The 20149-nt window shown below is 76.1% G+C and carries 22 protein-coding genes; 18 read left to right on the top strand and 4 right to left on the bottom strand.

Annotated features, from left to right (window positions below; genetic code table 11):
• Window positions 1-44: 44 nt before the first annotated feature.
• Window positions 45-608 carry a type 1 glutamine amidotransferase domain-containing protein gene (locus tag GCU56_RS10145; protein ID WP_163481588.1) on the bottom strand — a complete coding sequence of 188 codons (564 nt, stop codon included), beginning with the start codon at window positions 606-608 and terminating at the stop codon, window positions 45-47.
• Window positions 609-667: 59 nt separating this feature from the next.
• On the opposite strand from GCU56_RS10145, the gene GCU56_RS10140 reads away from it, so the two are divergent.
• From GCU56_RS10140 to GCU56_RS10115, 6 genes are all read left to right on the top strand, one after another.
• Complete coding sequence (locus tag GCU56_RS10140) at window positions 668-1402, top strand: hypothetical protein (protein ID WP_163481587.1); 735 nt, start codon at window positions 668-670, stop codon at window positions 1400-1402.
• On the top strand, window positions 1399-2229 hold the full coding sequence (proC, locus tag GCU56_RS10135) for a pyrroline-5-carboxylate reductase (protein ID WP_163481586.1): 831 nt from the start codon (window positions 1399-1401) through the stop codon (window positions 2227-2229). The genes GCU56_RS10140 and proC overlap by 4 nt, the downstream gene beginning before the upstream one ends.
• Before the next feature lie 251 nt (window positions 2230-2480).
• Complete coding sequence (locus tag GCU56_RS25860) at window positions 2481-2828, top strand: helix-turn-helix domain-containing protein (protein WP_239522013.1); 348 nt, start codon at window positions 2481-2483, stop codon at window positions 2826-2828.
• Between the two features lie 247 nt (window positions 2829-3075).
• On the top strand, window positions 3076-3231 hold the full coding sequence (locus GCU56_RS25855; protein WP_440588739.1) for a 30S ribosomal protein bS22: 156 nt from the start codon (window positions 3076-3078) through the stop codon (window positions 3229-3231).
• Between the two features lie 10 nt (window positions 3232-3241).
• A complete protein-coding gene (locus GCU56_RS10120; RefSeq protein WP_163481585.1) occupies window positions 3242-4348 on the top strand; it encodes an NAD-dependent epimerase/dehydratase family protein in 1107 nt (368 codons plus the stop codon).
• The gene (locus GCU56_RS10115) at window positions 4341-5249 is read left to right on the top strand and encodes a lysophospholipid acyltransferase family protein (protein WP_163481584.1); all 909 of its coding nucleotides are present in this window, start codon (window positions 4341-4343) and stop codon (window positions 5247-5249) included. Before GCU56_RS10120 ends, GCU56_RS10115 begins: the two co-directional genes overlap by 8 nt.
• Before the next feature lie 62 nt (window positions 5250-5311).
• Here GCU56_RS10115 and GCU56_RS10110 read toward each other — a convergent pair whose 3' ends face one another.
• The 3 genes from GCU56_RS10110 to GCU56_RS10100 all read right to left on the bottom strand — a co-directional run bounded on the left by GCU56_RS10110 (window position 5312) and on the right by GCU56_RS10100 (window position 8318).
• Entirely contained in the window at window positions 5312-6220 is a 909-nt protein-coding gene (locus GCU56_RS10110; RefSeq protein ID WP_163481583.1) for an HAD-IB family hydrolase, read from the bottom strand.
• Window positions 6221-6331: 111 nt separating this feature from the next.
• Window positions 6332-7519 carry a DUF5667 domain-containing protein gene (locus GCU56_RS10105; RefSeq protein WP_163481582.1) on the bottom strand — a complete coding sequence of 396 codons (1188 nt, stop codon included), beginning with the start codon at window positions 7517-7519 and terminating at the stop codon, window positions 6332-6334.
• Window positions 7520-7616: 97 nt separating this feature from the next.
• Entirely contained in the window at window positions 7617-8318 is a 702-nt protein-coding gene (locus GCU56_RS10100) for a sigma-70 family RNA polymerase sigma factor (protein ID WP_163481581.1), read from the bottom strand.
• A 203-nt stretch (window positions 8319-8521) separates the two neighbouring features.
• Here GCU56_RS10100 and GCU56_RS10095 point away from each other — a divergent pair, with 203 nt between their 5' ends.
• The 12 genes from GCU56_RS10095 (at window position 8522) to GCU56_RS10040 (ending at window position 20142) form a co-directional block, all read left to right on the top strand.
• Window positions 8522-10081 (top strand): AMP-binding protein, encoded by a 1560-nt coding sequence (locus GCU56_RS10095; protein WP_163481580.1) that lies wholly within the window; start codon window positions 8522-8524, stop codon window positions 10079-10081.
• Complete coding sequence (locus GCU56_RS10090; protein WP_163481579.1) at window positions 10074-10325, top strand: glutaredoxin family protein; 252 nt, start codon at window positions 10074-10076, stop codon at window positions 10323-10325. The genes GCU56_RS10095 and GCU56_RS10090 overlap by 8 nt, the downstream gene beginning before the upstream one ends.
• Window positions 10326-10580: 255 nt before the next feature.
• Window positions 10581-11246, top strand: a complete 666-nt coding sequence (locus tag GCU56_RS10085; RefSeq protein ID WP_163481578.1) for a redox-sensing transcriptional repressor Rex — start codon at window positions 10581-10583, stop codon at window positions 11244-11246.
• On the top strand, window positions 11243-12685 hold the full coding sequence (hemA, locus tag GCU56_RS10080; RefSeq protein ID WP_163481577.1) for a glutamyl-tRNA reductase: 1443 nt from the start codon (window positions 11243-11245) through the stop codon (window positions 12683-12685). Before GCU56_RS10085 ends, hemA begins: the two co-directional genes overlap by 4 nt.
• Window positions 12682-13620 carry a hydroxymethylbilane synthase gene (hemC, locus tag GCU56_RS10075; RefSeq protein WP_163481576.1) on the top strand — a complete coding sequence of 313 codons (939 nt, stop codon included), beginning with the start codon at window positions 12682-12684 and terminating at the stop codon, window positions 13618-13620. The genes hemA and hemC overlap by 4 nt, the downstream gene beginning before the upstream one ends.
• Before the next feature lie 85 nt (window positions 13621-13705).
• Window positions 13706-15253 (top strand): uroporphyrinogen-III synthase, encoded by a 1548-nt coding sequence (locus GCU56_RS10070; protein WP_163481575.1) that lies wholly within the window; start codon window positions 13706-13708, stop codon window positions 15251-15253.
• A complete protein-coding gene (gene hemB / locus GCU56_RS10065; RefSeq protein ID WP_163481574.1) occupies window positions 15250-16233 on the top strand; it encodes a porphobilinogen synthase in 984 nt (327 codons plus the stop codon). Before GCU56_RS10070 ends, hemB begins: the two co-directional genes overlap by 4 nt.
• Before the next feature lie 2 nt (window positions 16234-16235).
• Complete coding sequence (locus GCU56_RS10060) at window positions 16236-16739, top strand: hypothetical protein (RefSeq protein WP_163481573.1); 504 nt, start codon at window positions 16236-16238, stop codon at window positions 16737-16739.
• On the top strand, window positions 16736-18109 hold the full coding sequence (gene hemL, locus GCU56_RS10055; protein WP_163481572.1) for a glutamate-1-semialdehyde 2,1-aminomutase: 1374 nt from the start codon (window positions 16736-16738) through the stop codon (window positions 18107-18109). The genes GCU56_RS10060 and hemL overlap by 4 nt, the downstream gene beginning before the upstream one ends.
• Complete coding sequence (locus GCU56_RS10050; RefSeq protein WP_163481571.1) at window positions 18109-18744, top strand: histidine phosphatase family protein; 636 nt, start codon at window positions 18109-18111, stop codon at window positions 18742-18744. Before hemL ends, GCU56_RS10050 begins: the two co-directional genes overlap by 1 nt.
• Window positions 18741-19316 carry a TlpA family protein disulfide reductase gene (locus GCU56_RS10045; RefSeq protein WP_163481570.1) on the top strand — a complete coding sequence of 192 codons (576 nt, stop codon included), beginning with the start codon at window positions 18741-18743 and terminating at the stop codon, window positions 19314-19316. The genes GCU56_RS10050 and GCU56_RS10045 overlap by 4 nt, the downstream gene beginning before the upstream one ends.
• Window positions 19317-19320: 4 nt before the next feature.
• Window positions 19321-20142: a cytochrome c biogenesis CcdA family protein gene (locus tag GCU56_RS10040; RefSeq protein WP_163481569.1), complete on the top strand. Its 822-nt coding sequence runs from the start codon at window positions 19321-19323 to the stop codon at window positions 20140-20142.
• The last annotated feature ends 7 nt before the right edge of the window (window positions 20143-20149 follow it).

Raw genomic sequence — 20149 nt, 5'->3', positions numbered from 1 at the left:
GGTCCCGCCCCGCGCGTGCGGAGGGCGGGGAGGACGGGGTCCTCCTACTCGTCGTCCTCCTCCGCGGGGCCGGCGGCGAACTGCTCGACCATGGCGGCGGAGAACGCGTCGAGGTCGTCGGGCTGACGGCTGGTCACCAGGGTGCCGTCGACGACGACCTCCTCGTCCACCCACGTCGCCCCGGCGTTGCGCAGGTCGGTCTGCAGCGAGGGCCAGGAGGTCATCCGCCGGCCGCGGACGACGTCGGCCTCGACCAGCACCCACGGCGCGTGGCAGATCGCGGCCACCGGCTTGCCGGCCTCGAAGAACGCCGTCACGAAGGCCACCGCGTCGGCGTCGGCGCGGATGAAGTCGCCGTTGATGACGCCACCCGGGAGGAGGAGCGCGGCGTAGCGGTCGGGGTCGGCGGAACTGACGACGGCGTCCACCTTCTTGGTGTCGGCCTTGTCGATGTGGTCGTACGCGGTGATCTCCCCCGCCTCCAGGGACACCAGCTCGGGCTCGGCGCCGGCCTCCTCCAGGGCCTGCCAGGGCCGGTCCAGCTCGACCTGCTCGACACCGTCGGTCGCGAGGACCGCCACCTTCATCCCGTTCAGCTCGTCGGCCATGCGGCGGCGGCTACCCCGGCCCCGCGAGCGGCACACCCGGCGGCACTACGGTTCGCAGCGTGCGCGCGCTGAACCCCACCCCGCTGCGCCGCCTGCTCGGCCGGCCGGCCGGCGTCCTCGCCGGGGCCGGACCGCGGGTCGACGACGCCGTCCGGGTGGCCGGCGAGCTGACCGCCACCGGCCTCACCGTCGCGCTGGAGCACGTGCCCGGCGCCTCCGACCCCGCCGCGGAGCTGGTCGAGCTGGCCGGCCGGGTGGCCGGCGCCGGGCTCGCCGCGCGGTGCGAGCTGACGGTGCCGGTGGACCGGCTGGGCGCCGCAGCGGCCCCGGTCGCGCGCGCCGCGGCCGAGGCCGGGCTGCGTGTCGCCCTGGCCGGGCAGTCCGCCGCCGTCCGTGCGCTGGCGGAGCGGCTGCCCTCGGCCACCGTGGTCATGCCGGCGCACCGGCCCGATGCGGAGGACCGCTGTCGTGCGCTGGCCGGGGGGCGGGTCCGGCTGACCGGCGGGCGCGGAGCGGCGGCCGACCTCGCCTTCGTGCGCTGCCTGGACGTGCTGATGGCCGGGGCCGGCCAGCCCGCGATCGGCACCACCGACCCGCGGCTGGTCGCCATCGCCGGCGAGCGCGCCGCCTGGAACGAGCGAGCACCCGAGAGCTGGGAGTACGTCATGCCGTGGAGAGTCAGCACCGAGCAGCAGCGCCGGCTGGTCGCCGGCGGGCACGGGGTGCGTGTGGCCGTGCCGTCCGGGGAGGGCGCCCCGGCCGCCGTGCTGCGCCGGCTCGCGGGCCGGTCGTGACCGCCGCGGGGGAAGGGCGCCGAGGGCTGGCGATCATCGGCGGCGGCAAGATCGGGGAGGCCCTGCTCTCCGGGCTGGTGCGGCGCGGGGGGCCCGACGGGATCGTCGTCTGCGAGCGGAGCCCGGAGCGGGGGGCGGAACTGACCGCCCGGTACGGCGTGCCGGTGCTCGGGCTGGCCGAGGCGGCCGCGCGCGCCCGCGTGCTCCTGCTCGCGGTCAAGCCCCAGGACATCGGCACCCTGCTCGGGCTGCTGGCGGACACGGTCGACGCCGGGCACCTGGTGGTGTCGGTGGCCGCCGGCGTCCCGACGTCCACCCTCGAGGCGGCGCTGCCCGCGGGCGTGCCGGTCGTGCGGGTCATGCCCAACACCCCGGCGCTGGTGGACGAGGGCATGAGCGTGCTCTCGGCCGGGGCGCACGCCGACGAGTCCCACCTGGACGAGGCCGAGGCGCTGCTGGCCGCGGTGGGCCGGGTGCGCCGGGTGCCGGAGGGCCAGCAGGACGCCGTGACCGCGCTGTCGGGCAGCGGCCCGGCGTACTTCTTCTTCCTGGTCGAGGCGATGATCGACGCCGGCATCCTGCTCGGGCTGCCGCGCGCGCTGGCCGCGGACCTGATCGTGCAGACCGCCCTGGGGTCCGCGGTGATGCTCCGCGACTCGGGAGAGCACCCGGTCCAGTTGCGCGAGGCCGTCACCAGCCCCGGCGGGACGACGATCGCCGCGATCCGGGAACTCGAGCGGCACGGCGTCCGCGCGGCACTGATCGCCGCCATCGAGGCCGCGCACGCCCGCTCGGTGGAGCTGGGCCGGGGCTCAGGGGACCGCTGAACCTACCGCGGGAGCGGGCCGACATGTCGACGCTGCGTGATTGGACGAGGACGTGTCGTCGAGGACGCGCCAGGGCACATGTCGACAGAGCCACATAGGTGTAGTTCTGCCCAGGACGGACCGGTCCGCATGTTCGTTTCTTCCATCGCTTCTGTCACACCCTTCCCCCTACTCTCTGTATCAGCACGTGCGTGTCCCGTAGTCGGTGGGGAAGCCGGCGCCCGACGCGTGCTAGGTCCGGAGATGAAGACATGACCATGCCCCAGCGCACCGCCACCGCCGCCGCCTACGCCCGCCCGGGCGTCCCCGGCCCGCGTCAGATGCCCCGCCCGATCTCGGCCGCCAGCATGGCCCGCCCGATCGGCCCGGCCCATCCGGCCGCCATGCCGGTGGGTCGCCCGCCCGTGCCCCAGCCCCGCGCCGCCGTCACCTTCCTGACGGTCGCCGAGGTCGCCAGCATGATGCGCGTCTCGAAGATGACCGTGTACCGCCTCGTGCACGCCGGCGACCTCTCCGCCGTCCGCGTCGGCCGGTCCTTCCGGGTCCCCGAGCGCGCCGTCCAGGACTACCTGCGCGACGCCTACACCGACATCGCCTGAACGAGGACCTCGCTACCCCCACCGCTCGCGAGCTCGCGGCGGGTCCCTGCACGACGGTCGCCCGTCCTCGTCACCTCTCGTGCGGCGCGGCAGGGGGACCACCCCGTGCGGGGAGCTGCACCAGCCGGTCGCCTTCCCGTGGCAGCGTCGCCGCGGGGGCGCCGGGTACGCTCGGACGCCGAGCGACGCCGGGACCCTGCGGTCCGGGCCGTCGCACACGAGCTGATCACCTCGCGTGGCGTCCGGCATGACCTCCCGGTCACCGGTGGACGCCGCGCAGCGACGACGTCGGGAGCACTGGGACATGGGTTCGGTCATCAAGAAGCGCCGCAAGCGGATGGCGAAGAAGAAGCACCGCAAGCTGCTCAAGAAGACCCGCGTCCAGCGACGCAACAAGAAGTGAGCTGACGCTCGTGCCGCCTGCGGTCGTGCTGGTCACCGGCGTGAGCCGGTGGCTCGGCGGTGCGCTGGCGGCCGAGCTCGCTCAGGACCGCTCGATCGAGCGGGTCATCGGGGTGGACACCGTCCCCCCGTCGCCGGAGATGCTGCGCCGGCTCGGCCGCACCGAGTTCGTCCGGGCCGACATCCGCAACCCGCTGATCGGCAAGGTCATCACCACGGCCTCGGTCGACACCGTCGTCCACATGAACATCAGCTCCACGCCCGCCGGCTCCGGTGGCCGGGGGCCGATGAAGGAGCTCAACGTCATCGGGACGATGCAGCTCCTCGCCGCCTGTCAGCGCGCGCCCGCGGTCCGCCGGTTCGTGCTGAAGTCGACCAGCGCCGTCTACGGCGCCTCCTCGCGCGATCCCGCCGTCTTCACCGAGGCGATGCAGGCCCGGCGGGTCCCGTCCGGCGGGTTCGCCAAGGACAGCGTGGACATCGAGGGCTACGTCCGGTCCTTCGCCCGCCGCCGGCCCGACGTCGGGGTCGCGGCCCTGCGGTTCACCAACTTCATCGGCCCGCGCATCGACTCGCTGCTGACGCACTTCCTGCGCATGCCGGTGGTGCCCACGGCGCTGGGGTACGACGCGCGGGTGCAGTTGCTGCACGAGGACGACGCCCTGGCCGTGCTGACCCGGGCGACCACAGGGGACTGCAACGGCACGGTGAACGTCGGCGGCGAGGGCACGCTGCTGCTGTCGCAGGTCCTCCGCCGGCTGGGGCGGTTGCAGGTGCCGCTGCCCAGCCCGGCGCTGGGCTCGGTGAGCCGGCTGACCCGCCGCCTGGGCTTCGTCGACTACTCCCCGGAGCAGATGCGCTTCCTCAACTTCGGCCGGGTCGTGGACACGACCGTCCTGCGTGAGGAGTTCGGCTACACCCCGCGCCACACCACCGCGCAGGCGCTGGCTGACTACGCGCGTACGGTGCCCCCGGTGATCTCCCCCGACCTGGTCCGGCGCGCCACGTCGCGCGCCTCGCACCTCGTGCAGGGGCTGGGATCGGCGGCCGGCTCGGTGGGACAGCGGCTCCGACCGGCCCCGGCGCCCCCGGGTCTGCGGGCGGTGCGGGATGCCTGAGGCCCGCGTGATCCCGCTGCGGCCCGACGACGACGAGCAGCACCCGCCGCCGCCGTCGTCCCCCTCCTGGGAGGACCAGCTCACCGGTGGCCTGGAGTTCCTCCGCCGCCGGCTGACCGGTGACTACGAGACGGACGAGTTCGGCTTCGACCCCGACCTCACCGACCACGTGCTGCTGCCCCTGCTGCGGCCGCTGTTCAACCGGTGGTTCCGGGTGGAGACGCACGGCGCCGAGAACGTGCCCGACGTCGGCGGCGCGCTGGTCGTGGCCAACCACTCGGGCACGGTGCCGGTCGACGCGCTCATGGCGACCGTGGCGCTGCACGACGACCACCCGGCCCGGCGGCGGCTGCGGCTGCTCGGTGCCGACCTCGTGTTCGACCTGCCCGTGGTCGGGTCGCTGTCCCGCAAGCTCGGGTCGACCCTCGCGTGCAACGAGGACGCCGAGCGGCTCCTGACCGACGGTGAGCTGGTCGGCGTCTTCCCCGAGGGGTTCAAGGGCGTCGGCAAGCCGTTCCGCGAGCGGTACACCCTGCAGCGGTTCGGCCGGGGAGGTTTCGTCACAGCGGCTCTGCGGACCGGTGTGCCGATCGTGCCCTGCGCGATCGTGGGCGCCGAGGAGATCTATCCCCTGCTGCACAACGCCAAGACCCTGGCCCGGTTGCTCGGCCTGCCCTACTTCCCCGTGACGCCGACGTTCCCCGCGCTCGGGCCGCTGGGACTGGTGCCGCTGCCGTCGAAGTGGCTGATCGCGTTCGGGGAGCCGATCGAGACGGCGTCCTACGGCCCGGCCGCGGCCGAGGACCCGATGCTGGTGTTCAACCTGACCGACCAGGTCCGCGAGACGATCCAGCAGTCGCTCTACCAGCTGCTGCTCAAGCGCTCGTCCGTCTGGGGCTGAGAGAAGACCCTCGTCCCCCCACGCCTCGCTCGGCGCGCCCCTGACGAGGCCGGGCGAGGACGTCACTCGAGCCGGCGGCGGCGGAGGGCCAGCGCCCCGCCGACGACGCCACCGGAGACCGCGGCGGCAGCCACCGTGGGCACGCCGATCTTGGCCGCCTTGCGGCCGGTGCGGAAGTCCTTGACCTCCCAGCCGCGGGACCGCGCGACGGCGCGCAGCTCGGTGTCCGGGTTCACCGCCACCGCGGTGCCGGTGAGGGTCAGCATCGGCAGGTCGTTCGAGCTGTCGCTGTAGGCGGTGCACCGGGAGAGGTCCAGCCCCTCCCGCTCGGCCAGGGCGCGCACCGCCTCGGCCTTCGCCTCCCCGTGCATCATCTCGCCGACCAGCCGCCCGGTGTAGTGCCCGTCGACCACCTCCGCGACGGTGCCCAGGGCCCCGGTCAGCCCGAGCCGGTGGGCGATGATGCGGGCCAGCTCGACGGGGGTCGCGGTGACCAGCCACACCCGCTGCCCGGCGTCGAGGTGGCGCTGGGCGAGCACCCGGGTGCCCGCCCAGATGCGCTCGGCCATCAGCTCGTCGTAGATCTCCTCGCTCACCTCGACGATCTCGGCCACCGGCCGGCCGGCGACGAACGCCAGCGCGTTCTCCCGGATGGTGAGCATGTCGTCGGCGCTCTCGTTGCCGGCCACCCGGAACTTGGCCTGCTGCCAGACGAACAGCGCGAGGTCGCGGGCGCGGAAGTACTTGCGGGCAGCCAGTCCGCGGGCGAACCAGAACAGCGACGCGCCCATCATCATCGTGTTGTCCACGTCGAAGAAGGCGGCCGCGGCGAGGTCGGGGACGACGGCGGGCGCGGGCTCGACCTCGGCCGCTGCGGCGGAGGCGGCACCGGCGACGGAGGCGCGCGTCCCCTCGTCGGGCAGGTCCGCGGAGCGGCGTCCGCGGCGCCCGCGGAACGGCAGTCCCGGCACGACGACCTCCCTGTCGACCCTGCGCCGCCGCGCGGCCCGCGGCGGGACGACGGCGGTTCGTGACTGGTCTGTGACCCTAGTGGCAGCCCGCGGTGCCGCCGGGACGCGGGCTCAGCACACCAGCAGGGGGATGCAGACCGGGAGCGGCGTGTCGATCAGCGGCGGAACCGGTGCGGGCGGGGACGAGCTGCCCGGCGGGCCGCCGCGCGGCGGGAGGGGCAGGGGGAGCGGCAGCGGCGCGGGCGTCGAGGCCGGTGGCCCCGGCGGTGTGGACGGCGTCGCCCCGCCCCGGTCAGGTGCCGGCGCGGTCCCGGTGCCGGGAGCCGATCCGGGGGCTGGGGACGTCGGCGAACCGGTCGCCGGCGGCGCTCCCTGCGCGGGCGGAGCCGGAGCCGGGGCCGTCGGGGAGGACGGCGCGGTCCCGGGGACCGCCGCGCTCTCCGGGGCCGGGCTGCCCGGTGCGCCGGTGCCGTCCTCGTCGACGCCGGACGGCGGCGCCGCCTCCGGGCAGGCGACGGGCACGGGGCCCAGCTCGTCGCTGCCCCGGGTGGCCGGTCCCCCCGGGCAGGCGACTGCGGTCCGCAGGTCGGCCGCGCGCCGGGTCACCTCGGCGAGCAGCTCGAGCGAGTTCCCGGTGGCAGCGGCGGCGCCGCCGGGGACGGCCGGCCGCAGGGCGGCGAGCTCCGCGTCCTGCCGGGCCGCCCAGTCGGCCAGCTGGTCGGCGGGCGCGGCGTCGGCGGCGGACACCGCCCGGGTGGCGAGCAGCGACGCGCCCTCGACGGTCTGGGCGTCCATGGTGTCCAGGACGTCGACGACGACGGCCGGACTGCGGTCGGTCAGCGCGGCCAGCTCGTCGAGCCGGGTGCCCGCGAACTCCAGCAGCGTGGCCCCGCGGTCGTCACCGGCCAGGGCGAGCTGGGTCTGCTCGGTCCCGCGCTTGAGGCCGTAGAGGACGTCGCCCGGCCGGGCATCGGTGGCGAGGGCCACGAGCGTGCCGAGCGCCGTCACGGTCAGGGCCGCCCCGGTCAGGCCGGCGGTGAGCCGGGTCCGCCAGGCCGCCGTCCGGACCTCGTGCCGGAGCAGGGACAGCCGCCGCCACGCACCCCGCCGGGCCGCCGGTTCCGGGGTGCGCACCGCAGCCATGGCCACCAGCCGCTCCCGCGTGGCGGTGCGGAACGCCGGGTCCGGCTCGTCGTCCAGAGCGGTGGCCAGCGTCTGCAGGCGGGCGAGGACCACGTCCTCCCGACCGCGCACGGCGCGGGCGGCGCGCGGGGGCGCCGTGCCGTCGTCCGTGCTCACCGGGTGCCTCCGAGGTGTCGGGCGTGGTCGTGGGGGCGGTGTTCTCGCCGGGGCAACGAGCCGGCGGGGGCATCCGATACGGCGGGCCGGTCGGCGGTCACCGCAGCCCCTCCGGCAGCAGGTCGGCCAGCCGGCGGACGGCGCGGTGCTGCAGTGCCTTCACCGCTCCCTCCGTCTTGCCCATGACCTCGGCGGTCTCGGCGACCGACAGATCCTGCAGGAAGCGGAGGGACACGCACTCCTGCTGCTCACCGCCGAGCTGCCGGATGCAGGAGAGCAGCTCCTCGTTGGCCAGCCGGGTGACGACGGCGTCCTCCGGGCCCTCGGTGGCCTGGTCGGCGTCGCGCATGTCGGCCGTGCTGACCTCCAACCGGTACCGGCTGCTCTTGCCCTGGTCGATGATGATGTTCCGGGCGATGGTGACCAGCCAGGCGCCGACGTCGCGGCCCTGGAACGACAGCGAGTCGATCCGCCGCAGCGCCCGCACGAAGGTCTCGCTGGTGACGTCCTCCGCCAGGGCCCGGTCGCCGACCCGGTGGCGGGCGTAGCGGTGGACCATCGTCACGTAGTGGTCGTAGATCCGGCCGAACGCCTCGGCGTCCCCCTCCTGCGCCCGGCGGACCAGCTCCCACACGTCCGGGGCCGGCGGGACGGCGTCCTCCGGCGGGGCAGCGGCCTCCGGGGGTGTGGCGCGGCGGGAGGGTTGCGGTCGCGGCCGGGGCTCCGGACGCGAGCGCTCGGGGGATCCCGCCGGGAGGGCGCCGGGCAGGCGCTCGTCCACCGGGCGCGACTGCGGCATGCGGGCGTCCGACCTCCTCGTGGGCCCGCTGGCCGCGTCCGGCCGGTCCGGGCGCGCCGGCCCGGGTCGGGCGCGGCGCGCGGTGCTGCGGGGCTGCGCCCATGGTGACAACATCGCTGCAGCCCGTCCACGCCACCCGCGTCCTCGGCGTGTGGAGGCCCGTCCCGGGCGGCGGTCGGAGCGCGCCACCGGAGGAGAGGTCCGTGTCAGAGGCCGGCTCGTCGCTGTCCACGCTCGTCCGCGCGGCGGCACGTGACCGCCCCGACGCACCGGCCGTGGTGGCCGGGGACCAGCGGCTGAGCTGGGCCCAGCTCGACGCCGAGGTGGACCGGGCGGCCGCGGGCTACGCCGCACGGGGCCTGACGCCGGGGGAGCGGGTGGCCGTGCAGCTGCCCAACGGGGTCGACTGGCTCCGGGCCACGCTCGGCGCGCTGCGCGCGGGGCTGGTGGTGGTGCCGGTGAACACCGCCTACACCGACCCGGAGCTGGAGTTCGTGCTGGCGGACTCCGGCGCGGCGCTGCTCGTCGCCGCCGGCGCGCGGCCGGAGGTGGCCGGGGTCCCGGTGACGGCCGGCCCGCCGTCCGGCGACCGGGCGGCCCCCGACCTCGGCGAGACGCCCGGCGCGCTGGCCTTCCTCGCGTACACCAGCGGCACGACCGGCCGGCCGCGGGGAGCGATGCTCCCGGCGGCGGCCCTGCGTGCCAACCAGGAGCAGTGCCTGGCGCTGGAGCCGCCGCCGGTGCGGTCCGACGACCGGGTGCTGCTGGTGCTGCCGCTGTTCCACGTCTACGGGCTCAACGCCGGCTTCGGGCTGGTCGCGGCCACCGGCGCCTGCGCCGTGCTGCTGGAGACCTTCGACCCGGCTGAGTCACTGGCGCTCATGGCGCGCGAGCAGGTGACCGCCGTCCCGGGGGCACCGCCGATGTACCAGGCCTGGCTGGCCGCCGCCGACGCCGCGGGCTCCGACGCCGACCTGCGTCGCGCGTTCGCCGCCGTCCGGATGGCCTCCTCCGGCGCCGCGCCGCTGCCCGCGGCGGTGTGGACCGCCATGCGGGACCGCGCGGCGGTCACCGTCTGGGAGGGCTACGGGCTCACCGAGGCCTGCCCGGTGGTCGCCAGCACGCTGGCGACGGGCCGGGCCAAACCCGCCTGCATCGGTGGACCGCTCCCCGGGGTGGAGGTCGAGCTGCGCGACACCGCCCTGCACGAGCCGGCCGACGGCGACTCCTCCGGTCGGCTGGCCGAGGACGGTCCCGGTGAGATCTGGGTGCGCGGCGCCAACCTGTTCGCCGGCTACTGGCCCGACGGCACCGACGGCCCTGACGCCGGGGGCTGGCTGGCGACCGGCGACCTCGCGTACGCCGACGAGGACGGCGACCTGCACCTGGTCGACCGGCGCAGCGACCTCATCCTGGTCAGCGGCTTCAACGTGTACCCGGCCGAGGTCGAGCGGGTGCTCGACGCGCACCCCGCCGTCGCCGAGAGCGCCGTCATCGGGGTGCCCGACGCGCGCACCGGCGCCGCGGTCCGGGCGGTGGTCGCGCTGCGACCGGGCGCGGAACTGACCTTCGAGCAGCTGCGGGAGCACGCGGCCAGAGCCCTGGCGCGGTACAAGGTGCCCACGTCGGTGCAGGTGATGAGCGCGCTGCCGCACTCGCTCACCGGCAAGGTCAGCCGGGCGCGGCTGCGTGAGCTGGGGCTCACCCGGTCGGAGGAGGACGGCGGCACCGAGCCGGCAGCGGGAGGTGGCGGCGATGACTGAGCCCGCGGTCCGGCTGCAGCTGATGACCCGCGCCGGCTGCCATCTCTGCGCGACGGCGGCCACCACGCTGGAGCAGATCGCCGCCGAGGCGCGGGTCGGCGTCAGCGCGGTCGACGTCGACGCCGATCCGGCGCTGCAGGCCGAGTACGGCGACCGGGTGCCGGTCGTGCTCCTCGACGGGACCGAGCACTCCTACTTCACGGTGGACGTGCCGCGGCTGCGCCGGGACCTCGGCCTGGCCTGATCGGCCCCTCGCGGTGGCCCGCCGGGGGGCAGCCGAGTCGCGGGGGGCGGGAGGGGCCTTGCTATGGTCTCCACCACAGTCGGTGCCGTATGTCCCGGACTGAGGCCGATCCGGTCCTCCGCGACTTTGTTCCTGCGTTCACAAGCGGTTACCGTGGCGCACGCCGGACGGTGTCCCGCCCGGCGTCCCCGATGTCGTAGGCCCGCATCCGGCACCCGCCGGACGAGCGGCTGCGGCCGCTGTGGAGTTGCCCCCGTGACGCAGTCCCGGCCCCGGATCCCCGAGGCCACCGTCGCCCGCCTGGCCGTGTACCTGCGGGTGCTCACCGGCCTCGCCGGGGGTGGTCGCAGCACCGTGTCCTCCGGTGAGCTGGCCTCCGCGGCCGGCGTCAACCCGGCCGGCCTGCGCAAGGACCTCTCGCACCTGGGCCCGTGCGGCGTGCGGGGCGTCGGCTACGACGTGGCCACCCTGCGCGACCGCATCGCCCGCGTGCTCGGCGTCGAGCAGTCCCGCGCCTGTGTCCTGGTGGGGATCGGCAACCTGGGCACGGCCCTGGCCGACTACGCGGGCTTCGGCAGCCGCGGGTTCCGCTTCGTCGGGCTGTTCGACGCCGCGCCCGCCCGCGTGGGCCAGCGGATCGGCGGCCAGCCGGTCCGTCCCATGGCGGAGCTGGACGAGGTGGTCGCCGCGACGGCAGCCACGATCGGGGTCATCGCGACACCGGCCGAGGTGGCGCAGCCGGTCTGCGACCGGCTCACCACGGCCGGGGTGAGGAGCATCTTGAACTTCGCGCCGGTGGCACTCGCCGCACCCCCCGAGGTCGACGTCCGCCAGGTCGACCTCTCCGTCGAGCTGCAGGTGCTCGCCTTCCTCGGTCAGCAGCGTTCCGACGCGGCCGGGTCCCTGGAGGTGCTCGCGTGAGCCTCCTGGCCGTGGGTGTCAGCCACCAGACCGCGCCGGTCGCGCTGCTCGAGCAGTTCGCGATGGGTGCCGACGAGACCGTCAAGGCGCTGCACGAGCTCGTCGGCACCGAGCACGTCAGCGAGGCCATCGTGCTGGCCACCTGCAACCGGGTCGAGGTCTTCGCCGAGGTCGACCGCTTCCACGGCGGCGTCACCGAGGTGAGCCGGGTGCTCGCCCGGCAGGCGGGCGCCACGGTGGAGGAGCTCTCCCCGTACGTGACCGTGCACTACGAGGACCAGGCGGTCACCCACCTGTTCACCGTGGCCGCCGGGCTGGACTCCATGGTCGTCGGCGAGACCCAGGTGCTCGGCCAGCTGCGCGCCGCCTACGCCCTGGCCCGGGAGGAGGGCGCCGTCGGCCGCGCCCTGCACCCGGTCGCCCAGCGGGCGCTGCGGGTCGGCAAGCGGGTGCACTCGGAGACCGGCATCGACCGGGCCGGCGCCTCGCTGGTGTCGGTGTCGCTGGAGCGCGCCGAGGACCGCATCGGCTCCCTCGACGGACGCCCGGTGCTGGTCGTCGGTGCCGGCTCCATGGGCGCGCTGGCCGCCACGACCCTGGCCCGGCGCGGCGCCGCGGTCACCGTCATCAGCCGCACCCCCGCGCACGCGCAGCGCGTGGCCACGTCCGTCGAGGGCCGCGCCGCCGAGCTGGCCGACCTGCCCGCGGAGCTCGCCGCCGCCGACGTGCTGGTGACCTGCACCGGGGCCCGCGGCCTCGTCGTGGGCACCGAGGTGGTCGCCCACGCCATGGCCGACCGGGCACACCGCCCGCTGGTGGTCATCGACCTCGCCCTGCCCCGGGACGTCGACCCGGGCGTCGCCGGGCTGCCCGGCGTGCACGTGGTCGACCTCGCCCTCCTGCAGGGCGAACGGGTCGGCGCCCTCGCGCAGGGCGGCGGCGCCGGGGCCCTGCTGCACGGCGACCCGGCGGACGCCCTCTTGTCGCCGGAGCGGAGCCTCGGCGGGCACCCCTCGGCCAGCCCGGTGGCCGCCGACGACGTCGCCGCCGCGCACGCCCTGATCGAGGCAGAGACCGCCCTCCTGCGCGCGGAGCGGCAGGCGGCCGCCGTGGCGCCGACGGTCTCCGCGCTGCGCAGCCAGGCCGCCGACGTCGTCGACGCCGAGCTGCTGCGGCTGTCCGCCCGGCTGCCCGACCTCGACACCCGGGCCCGGGACGAGGTCGCCCGCACGGTGCGCCGGGTCGTGGACAAGCTGCTGCACGAGCCGACGGTGCGGGTGAAGGAGCTGGCCAGCGCCCCGGGCGGGGTGGACTACGCGGACGCCCTGCGTGCGCTGTTCGGCCTCGGCATCGACGCCGAGGTGGCCCCGGACCGGTCGAACCTCGCCGAGGCGGTCGCCGTCGACCCCGACGACCTGGGCGCCGGTGGTGGCGCGTGACGACCACGACCTCGACGCTGCGGCTGGGCACCCGGGCCAGCCGGCTGGCGCACACCCAGTCGCAGTCGGTCGCCGACGCGATCACCGCGGCCAGCGGGGTGCCGGTCGAGCTGGTGCACATCAGCACCGAGGGGGACCGGTCGTCCGCGGCCATCGCCCAGCTCGGCGGCACCGGCGTCTTCGTCGCGGCCATCCGCCGCGCCCTCCTCGACGGCGTCGTCGACGTCGCCGTGCACAGCTACAAGGACCTGCCCACGCTGCCCGAGCCGGGCCTGACGATCGCGGCCGTCCCACCCCGGGAGGACCCGCGGGACGCGCTCGTCGCCCGCGACGGGCTGACGCTCGGCGAGCTGCCGGCCGGGGCCACCGTCGGCACCGGTGCGCCGCGCCGGGTCGCCCAGCTGCGCGCCCTGGGGCTCGGCCTGGAGGTCGTGCCCATCCGGGGCAACGTCGACACGCGCATGGCCAGGGTCGTGCCGGGTGACCTGGACGCCGTCGTGCTCGCCCGCGCCGGGCTGGCCCGGCTGGGCCGGCTGGACGCCGTCACCGAGACCCTCGACCCGCTGCAGGTGCTGCCCGCGCCGGCGCAGGGCGCCCTGGCCGTGGAGTGCCGGGCCGACGACGCCGGCACCCTGGCGCTCCTGGGGGAGCTCGACGACGCCGCCACCCGGGCGTGCGTGCTGGCCGAGCGGACCACGCTGGCCACCCTCGAGGCCGGCTGCAGTGCGCCGGTCGCCGCCTACGCCGAGCTGGCCGAGGGCGAGGAGGGCCCCGAGCTGTTCCTCCGCGGCTCGGTCACCGCGCTCGACGGCAGCGACGGCGTCCGCGGGTCGCTGACCGGGCCGCCGGCCGACGCGCTGCGGCTGGGCCGTGAGCTCGCCGCCGACCTGCTCGACCGCGGCGCCGCCGACCTCATGGCGGTCGCCCGCAGATGAGCTCCTCCCCCCGGGCCGGGCAGCAGTCCCCGGCCTCCCGAACCCCCGCACACAGGCCCTCCGGGGCCAGGAAGAGGAGCACGCGATGACGCGCTTCCGCAAGCAGAACGGCGGGTCGGCCGGCAAGGTCGTCTTCGTCGGCGCCGGCCCGGGCGACCCCGGGATGCTGACCGCCCGCGCGACGGCAGCGCTCGCCGGGGCCGAGGTCGTCCTCGTCGACCCGGACGTGCCGCCGGCGCTCGCCGACGCCGTCCGCGCCGACCGGCCGGACCTGGAGCTGACGCCCGCCACCGGCGAGCCGGCCGAGATCGCCAAGGCCGCCGTCGCCGCGGCCAAGGGTGGCGCCACCGTCGTCCGGCTGGTCGCCGGTGACCCGTTCACCTCCGACGGCGTGGTCAAGGAGGTGCTCGCCGTCGGCCGGACCTCGGTCGGCTTCGACGTGGTCCCCGGTGTCGCGCCGTCCACGGCGGTGCCGGCCTTCGCCGGGGTCGCGCTGGGCGGCACGTCGCTGTCGGCCGACCTGCGCGGCGGTGAGGCCGACCTGGCCGCACTGGCCGCGGCGGCGACCGGCCTGGGCGCGCCGCTGGTGCTGCAGGGCAACGCCGAGGACCTCCCCGACGCCGCCGCGCGGCTGGTCGAGGGCGGCCTCTCCGGGTCCACCCCGATCGTGGTCACCACCAGCGGCTCGGGCACCGGTCAGAAGAGCGTCACCGCGAAGCTGGCCGCCGTCGCGGAGAAGACCGCCGGGCTCGACGCCGTCACCGGCCGCGTCGTGGCGACCGTGGGCACGGCGGTCGACAAGCGGGCCAAGCTCTCCTGGTGGGAGAGCCGGCCGCTGTTCGGCTGGCGGGTCCTGGTGCCGCGCACCAAGGACCAGGCCGGCGAGATGAGCGACCGGCTGCGCGCGTACGGCGCCGTGCCGGTCGAGGTGCCGACGATCGCGGTCGAGCCCCCGCGCAGCCCGGCGCAGATGGACCGCGCCGTCAAGGGCCTGGTCACCGGCCGCTACGGCTGGATCGTGTTCACCTCGGTGAACGCGGTCAAGGCCGTGCGGGAGAAGTTCACCGAGCTCGGCCTGGACGCCCGCGCCTTCGCCGGCGTGAAGGTGGCCTGCGTCGGCGAGCAGACCGCCGACGCGGTGCGCGCGTTCGGGATCCAGCCGGAGCTGGTGCCCTCGGGTGAGCAGTCCAGCCAGGGCCTGCTGGCCGACTTCCCGCCCTACGACGACGTGTTCGACCCGATCGACCGGGTGCTGCTGCCCCGTGCCGACATCGCCACCGAGACGCTGGCGGCCGGCCTCAAGGAGCGCGGCTGGGAGATCGACGACGTCACCGCCTACCGGACCGTCCGGGCCGCCCCGCCGGCTGCCGCGGTCCGCGAGGCGATCAAGGGCGGCGGCTTCGACGCCGTCTGCTTCACGTCGTCGAGCACCGTGCGCAACCTGGTCGGCATCGCCGGCAAGCCGCACGCGAAGACGGTCGTCGCGGTCATCGGCCCGGCCACCGCCGAGAGCGCCACGGAGTTCGGCCTGCGGGTCGACGTGCAGCCGGAGACCGCCGCCGTCGGGCCGCTGGTCGACGCCCTCGCCGACTACGCCGAGTCGCTCAAGGCGGAGGACGGGGACACGAAGTGACTGCCGGGTTCGCGCGCGGTCGGCGGCTGCGGTCGACGCCCGCGCTGCGGCGGATGACCGCGCAGACCCGGCTGGCCCCCGCCGACCTCGTGCTGCCGGTCTTCGTCAAGCAGGACATCGCCGAGCCGGTGCCGATCAACTCCATGCCCGGCGTCGTCCAGCACACGCTGGACTCGCTGCGGAAGGCCGCGCACGAGGCGGCCGAGGCCGGCATCTCCGGGCTGATGCTCTTCGGCATCCCCGCGGACAAGGACCCGGTCGGGTCCCAGGCCGACGCCGCCGACGGCATCGTCAACGTCGCGTTGCAGCAGCTGCGTGCCGACCTCGGCGACGAGCTGGTCCTCCTGGCCGACCTGTGCCTGTGCGAGTACACCGACCACGGCCACTGCGGGGTCGTCACGCCGGCCGGCGTGGTCGACAACGACCCCACGCTGGACCGCTACGCCGCGGTGGCCGTCGCCCAGGCCCAGGCCGGGGCGCACCTGGTGGCGCCCAGCGGGATGATGGACGGGCAGGTCGCCGCCATCCGTGCCGGCCTGGACGCCGCCGCGTACACCGAGGTGCCGATCCTCGCCTACGCCGCGAAGTACGCCTCGGGGTTCTACGGCCCGTTCCGGGAGGCCGCCGAGGGGGCGCCGCAGTTCGGCGACCGCTCGACCTACCAGATGGACCCGCCGAACGCCGACGAGGCGCTGCGCGAGGTGGCGCAGGACCTGGCCGAGGGCGCCGACGCGGTCATGGTCAAGCCCGCGCTGCCCTACCTGGACATCGTCGCCCGGGTCGCCGACGCCGTCGACGTCCCGGTCAGCGCCTACCAGGTCAGCGGCGAGTACGCGATGGTCGAGGCGGCCGCCGCCAACGGCTGGGTCGATCGCGAGCGGGCCATCCTCGAGACGCTCACGGCGATCCGCCGGGCGGGTGCCGGAACGGTCCTCACCTACTGGGCGGTCGAGGCGGCGCGCCTGGTCTCCCGCTCCTGACCGTGGGCCCCTACGTCGAGCCGGGGGGCTCCTGGCGCCCGTTCTGGCTGGTCGCCGGGGCGCTGGGGCTGGTCGTCGTGCTCGCCGCGCTGCTGCCCGGGCCGGACCTCCCGGCACCGGTCTGGGCGCTGGTGGCGGTCGCCGTCCTCGGCGTGGCGGCCGGCGGCGTGCTCTCGGCGCGCCGGGCCTGGACCGTCCGCGTCGACCGCGAGGGCGCCGACCCGGCCCTGGCCGTCGGGCGGGAGCGGGTGCTGCTGGCCGACGTCGACACCGCCCACCTGCGCGCCGTCGGCGAGGGGACGGCGGGGGTGGACGCCGGGGCCCCGGTGCTGGGCGGCGGCTGGTCGGTGCCGCGCGGCCGGGCCGGCCTGCCGCTGCGGCTGGCCGACGGCCGGACCGTGCTGGCGCCCACCCGAGACCCGGCCGCGCTGGCCGCCGCACTGCTCGCCGCCGCCCCGGACACCCCGGACGGCGCTCCACGGACGAAGGGGACACTGGGCTCGTGACCTCGCTGGACAGCACGCCGTATCCCTACGAGGCCCCCGCGTCGGCCGACCTGTACGCCCGCGGGCAACGGGTCACCCCCGGTGGCGTGAACAGCCCCGTGCGCGCCTTCCGCGCCGTCGGCGGCACCCCGCGGTTCATGGTCTCGGGACAGGGCGCCTGGCTCACCGACGCGGACGGACGCCGCTACGTGGACCTGGTCGCGTCCTGGGGGCCGCTGATCCTGGGTCACGCGCACCCCGCCGTCGTCGAGGCGGTCACCGCCGCCGCCCGCCGCGGGCTGACCTTCGGCGCGCCCACCGAGGGGGAGCTGGAGCTGGCCGAGGAGATCATCGCCCGCATGCCCCCGGTGCAGCGGGTGCGGCTGGTCAACTCCGGCACCGAGGCGGTGCTGTCGGCGGTCCGGCTGGCCCGCGGCGTCACCGGCCGCCCGCTGCTGGTGAAGTTCGCCGGCTGCTACCACGGCCACGTGGACTCCCTCCTCGCCTCGGCCGGCTCCGGCGTCGCCACCCTCGGCCTGCCGGACACCCCCGGCGTCACCACCGGCGCGGCCGCCGACACCGTCGTCCTGCCCTACAACGACGTCGCGGCGCTCGAGGCGGTCTTCGCCGAGCGGGGCAGCCAGATCGCCGCCGTCATCACCGAGGCCGCGGTGGGCAACATGGGCGTCGTCCCGCCGCTGGACGGGTTCAACCAGGCGCTGCGGCGGGTCACCGCCGAGCACGGCGCGCTGCTGGTCATGGACGAGGTGATGACGGGCTTCCGCGTCTCGCGCTCCGGCTGGTACGGCCTGGACCCGGTGGACGCCGACCTGTTCACCTTCGGCAAGGTCATGGGCGGTGGGATGCCCGCGGCGGCGTTCGGTGGCCGCGCGGACCTCATGGACCACCTCGCCCCGGCCGGCCCGGTCTACCAGGCCGGCACGCTGTCGGGTAACCCGGTCGCCGTCGCGGCGGGTCTCACCACGCTCCGGCACTGCACCGACGACGTCTACGCGCGGTGCGACGAGGTCGCGGCCACCCTGCGCGGGGCGGCCAGCGCCGCACTGTTCGCCGCGGGTGTGCCGCACCGGGTGCAGCAGGCCGGCTCGATGTTCTCGATCTTCTTCGTGCCCGACGACCGCCGGGTGCGGGACTACGACGACGCCCGCTCCCAGGACGCCGCCCGGTACACGGCCTTCTTCCACGCGATGCTCGCCCGCGGGGTCTACCTGCCGCCGTCGGCGTTCGAGGCCTGGTTCGTCAGCGCCGCCCTCGACGAGGAGGCGGTCTCCCGGGTCCTCGACGCGCTGCCCGCGGCCGCCCGCGCGGCCGCCGCGGCCGACCCGGCGACCGCCCCGGCCGCGGAGGACCCGGCCGAGGTGAGCACCTGATGGCCGAGCGCACCGTCGTCCACCTGCTGCGCCACGGCGAGGTGCACAACCCGGACAAGATCCTCTACGGACGGCTGCCCGGGTACCGGCTGTCGGAGACCGGCGAGGCCATGGCGCGGGCGGCCGCCGAGTGGATGGCGGGCAGGGGCATCACCCACCTGGTGTCCAGCCCCCTGGAGCGGGCCCGGCAGACCGCGGCGCCGATCGCCGAGACCCTGGGCCTGGAGACGCACGTCGACGACCGGCTGATCGAGGCGGCCAACGCCTTCGAGGGCCTGCGGGTCGGCGTCGGCGACGGCACCCTGCGTGCCCCCCGGCACTGGTGGAAGCTCCGCAACCCGCTCCGGCCCTCGTGGGGCGAGCCCTACGTCGAGATCGCCGCCCGCATGGTGGCGGCCGTCGAGGCGGCGCGGGACGCCGCCCGGGGTGGCGCCGCGGTCTGCGTCAGCCACCAGTTGCCGATCTGGACCACCCGCCTGCACGTCGAGGGACGCCGCTACGTGCACGACCCGCGCCGGCGGCAGTGCGGCCTGGCCAGCGTCACCTCCCTCACCTTCGACGGCGACCGGTTCGTGTCGCTCGCCTACGCCGAACCGGCCGGCGCGACGCCGACCGACGCGGTGCCCGGGGCATGAGGAGGCTGCTCACCGGCCTGCTGGGAGCCCTCGTCCTCGCCGGCTGCAGCACCGGGACCAGCGCCGTCGACGTCAACAACGGCGGCGAGTTCCGCTTCGTCGCGGGCACGCCGGCCGGTGAGGTGCTCCCGCCCGGCGAGCGGGCCGGCGCGCCGCAGTTCTCCGGCACGCTGCTCGGCGGCGGGGAGTTCTCCTCGGCCGAGCTGGACGGCGACGTCGCCGTCCTCAACTTCTGGGGCTCGTGGTGCCCGCCCTGCCGGGTGGAGACGCCGCAGTTCCAGGAGGTCTACGCCGACGTCCGTGATCGGGGCGTCGCCTTCCTCGGCCTGAACGTCAAGGAGACCAGCGAGCAGTTCGCGACGGCCTTCGTGGCCAGCGAGGGCATCGAGTTCCCGTCGCTCTACGACCCCCGCGGCGAGGTGGCCCTGGCGTTCCGGGACTACCCGGCCAACGCGATCCCGTCCACCATCGTGCTGGACCGCCAGGGCCGGGTGGCCGCGGTCTACACCGGCGAGGTGGCGCAGGAGGACCTGCGCGCGGTGCTCGACATGCTGCTGGCCGAGGAGGGCTGAGGAGATGGGGGAGACCTTCAGCGGCCTGGTCACCGACGGCCCGCTGCTCGTGGCCGCCGCCGTCGCGGCGCTGGTCGGGCTGGTCAGCTTCGCCTCCCCGTGCGTCCTCCCGCTGGTGCCGGGCTACCTCTCCTACGTGACCGGCCTGGCCGGCACGGGCGCACGGACGACGGCTCCTGCCCCCTCGGGTGGCGGAGGCGCGCCCGCCGCCGTCCGCACGACGGTGGACGAGCGGTCCCCGCGCGGGCGGATGGTGCTCGGCGCGCTGCTGTTCGTGCTGGGCTTCACCGTCGTCTTCGTCGCCTTCGGCGCGGCCTTCGGCGGGCTGGGCCGGCTGCTGCTCCAGCACGCCGACGTGCTCACCCGCGTCTTCGGCGTCGTCACCATCGTCATGGGCCTGGCCTTCCTCGGCTGGCTGCCGGTCCTGCAGCGGACCGCGCGGCTGTCGGCCCGGCCGGTCACCGGGCTGGCCGGGGCACCCCTGCTCGGCGTCGTCTTCGGGCTCGGCTGGACCCCGTGCCTGGGCCCGACGCTGGCCGCGGTCAACTCCCTGGCCTACGTCGAGGCCACCGCCGGGCGGGGCGCGGTGCTCGGGGTCGCCTACTGCCTCGGCCTCGGCGTCCCGTTCGTCCTCGTCGCCCTCGGTGCCCGCTGGGCCCTCGGCGCCACCTCGCTCCTGCGCCGGCACGCCCGCACCGTCACCCGGATCGGCGGGGCGGTGCTGGTCGTCGTCGGCGTCCTGCTGGTGACCGGCGCGTGGACGGAGATGATGGGCTGGCTGCGCTCCTGGCTCGCCGCGACCGGGTTCGGGGAGTCGGCCCTGTGAGCGCCAG

Origin of the sequence: Geodermatophilus sabuli (assembly GCF_010686765.1) — a bacterium.
GTDB classification, from domain to species: Bacteria; Actinomycetota; Actinomycetes; order Mycobacteriales; family Geodermatophilaceae; genus Geodermatophilus; species Geodermatophilus sabuli_A.
The sequence above is the reverse complement of the archived record's forward strand: the minus strand, read 5'-3'. Positions and strand labels throughout refer to the sequence as shown.

Bases quoted from the DNA above. Each gene is read 5' to 3' on its own strand.
- GCU56_RS10145 (WP_163481588.1), bottom strand. From the start codon at position 608: ATGGCCGACGAGCTGAACGGGATGAAGGTGGCGGTCCTCGCGACCGAC.
- GCU56_RS10045 (WP_163481570.1), top strand. From the start codon at position 18,741: ATGAGGAGGCTGCTCACCGGCCTGCTGGGAGCCCTCGTCCTCGCCGGC.
- GCU56_RS10100 (WP_163481581.1), bottom strand. From the start codon at position 8,318: ATGCCGCAGTCGCGCCCGGTGGACGAGCGCCTGCCCGGCGCCCTCCCG.
- GCU56_RS10050 (WP_163481571.1), top strand. From the start codon at position 18,109: ATGGCCGAGCGCACCGTCGTCCACCTGCTGCGCCACGGCGAGGTGCAC.
- GCU56_RS10070 (WP_163481575.1), top strand. From the start codon at position 13,706: ATGACGCGCTTCCGCAAGCAGAACGGCGGGTCGGCCGGCAAGGTCGTC.
- GCU56_RS10040 (WP_163481569.1), top strand. From the start codon at position 19,321: ATGGGGGAGACCTTCAGCGGCCTGGTCACCGACGGCCCGCTGCTCGTG.
- GCU56_RS25860 (WP_239522013.1), top strand. From the start codon at position 2,481: ATGACCATGCCCCAGCGCACCGCCACCGCCGCCGCCTACGCCCGCCCG.
- GCU56_RS25855 (WP_440588739.1), top strand. From the start codon at position 3,076: ATGACCTCCCGGTCACCGGTGGACGCCGCGCAGCGACGACGTCGGGAG.
- GCU56_RS10115 (WP_163481584.1), top strand. From the start codon at position 4,341: ATGCCTGAGGCCCGCGTGATCCCGCTGCGGCCCGACGACGACGAGCAG.
- GCU56_RS10090 (WP_163481579.1), top strand. From the start codon at position 10,074: ATGACTGAGCCCGCGGTCCGGCTGCAGCTGATGACCCGCGCCGGCTGC.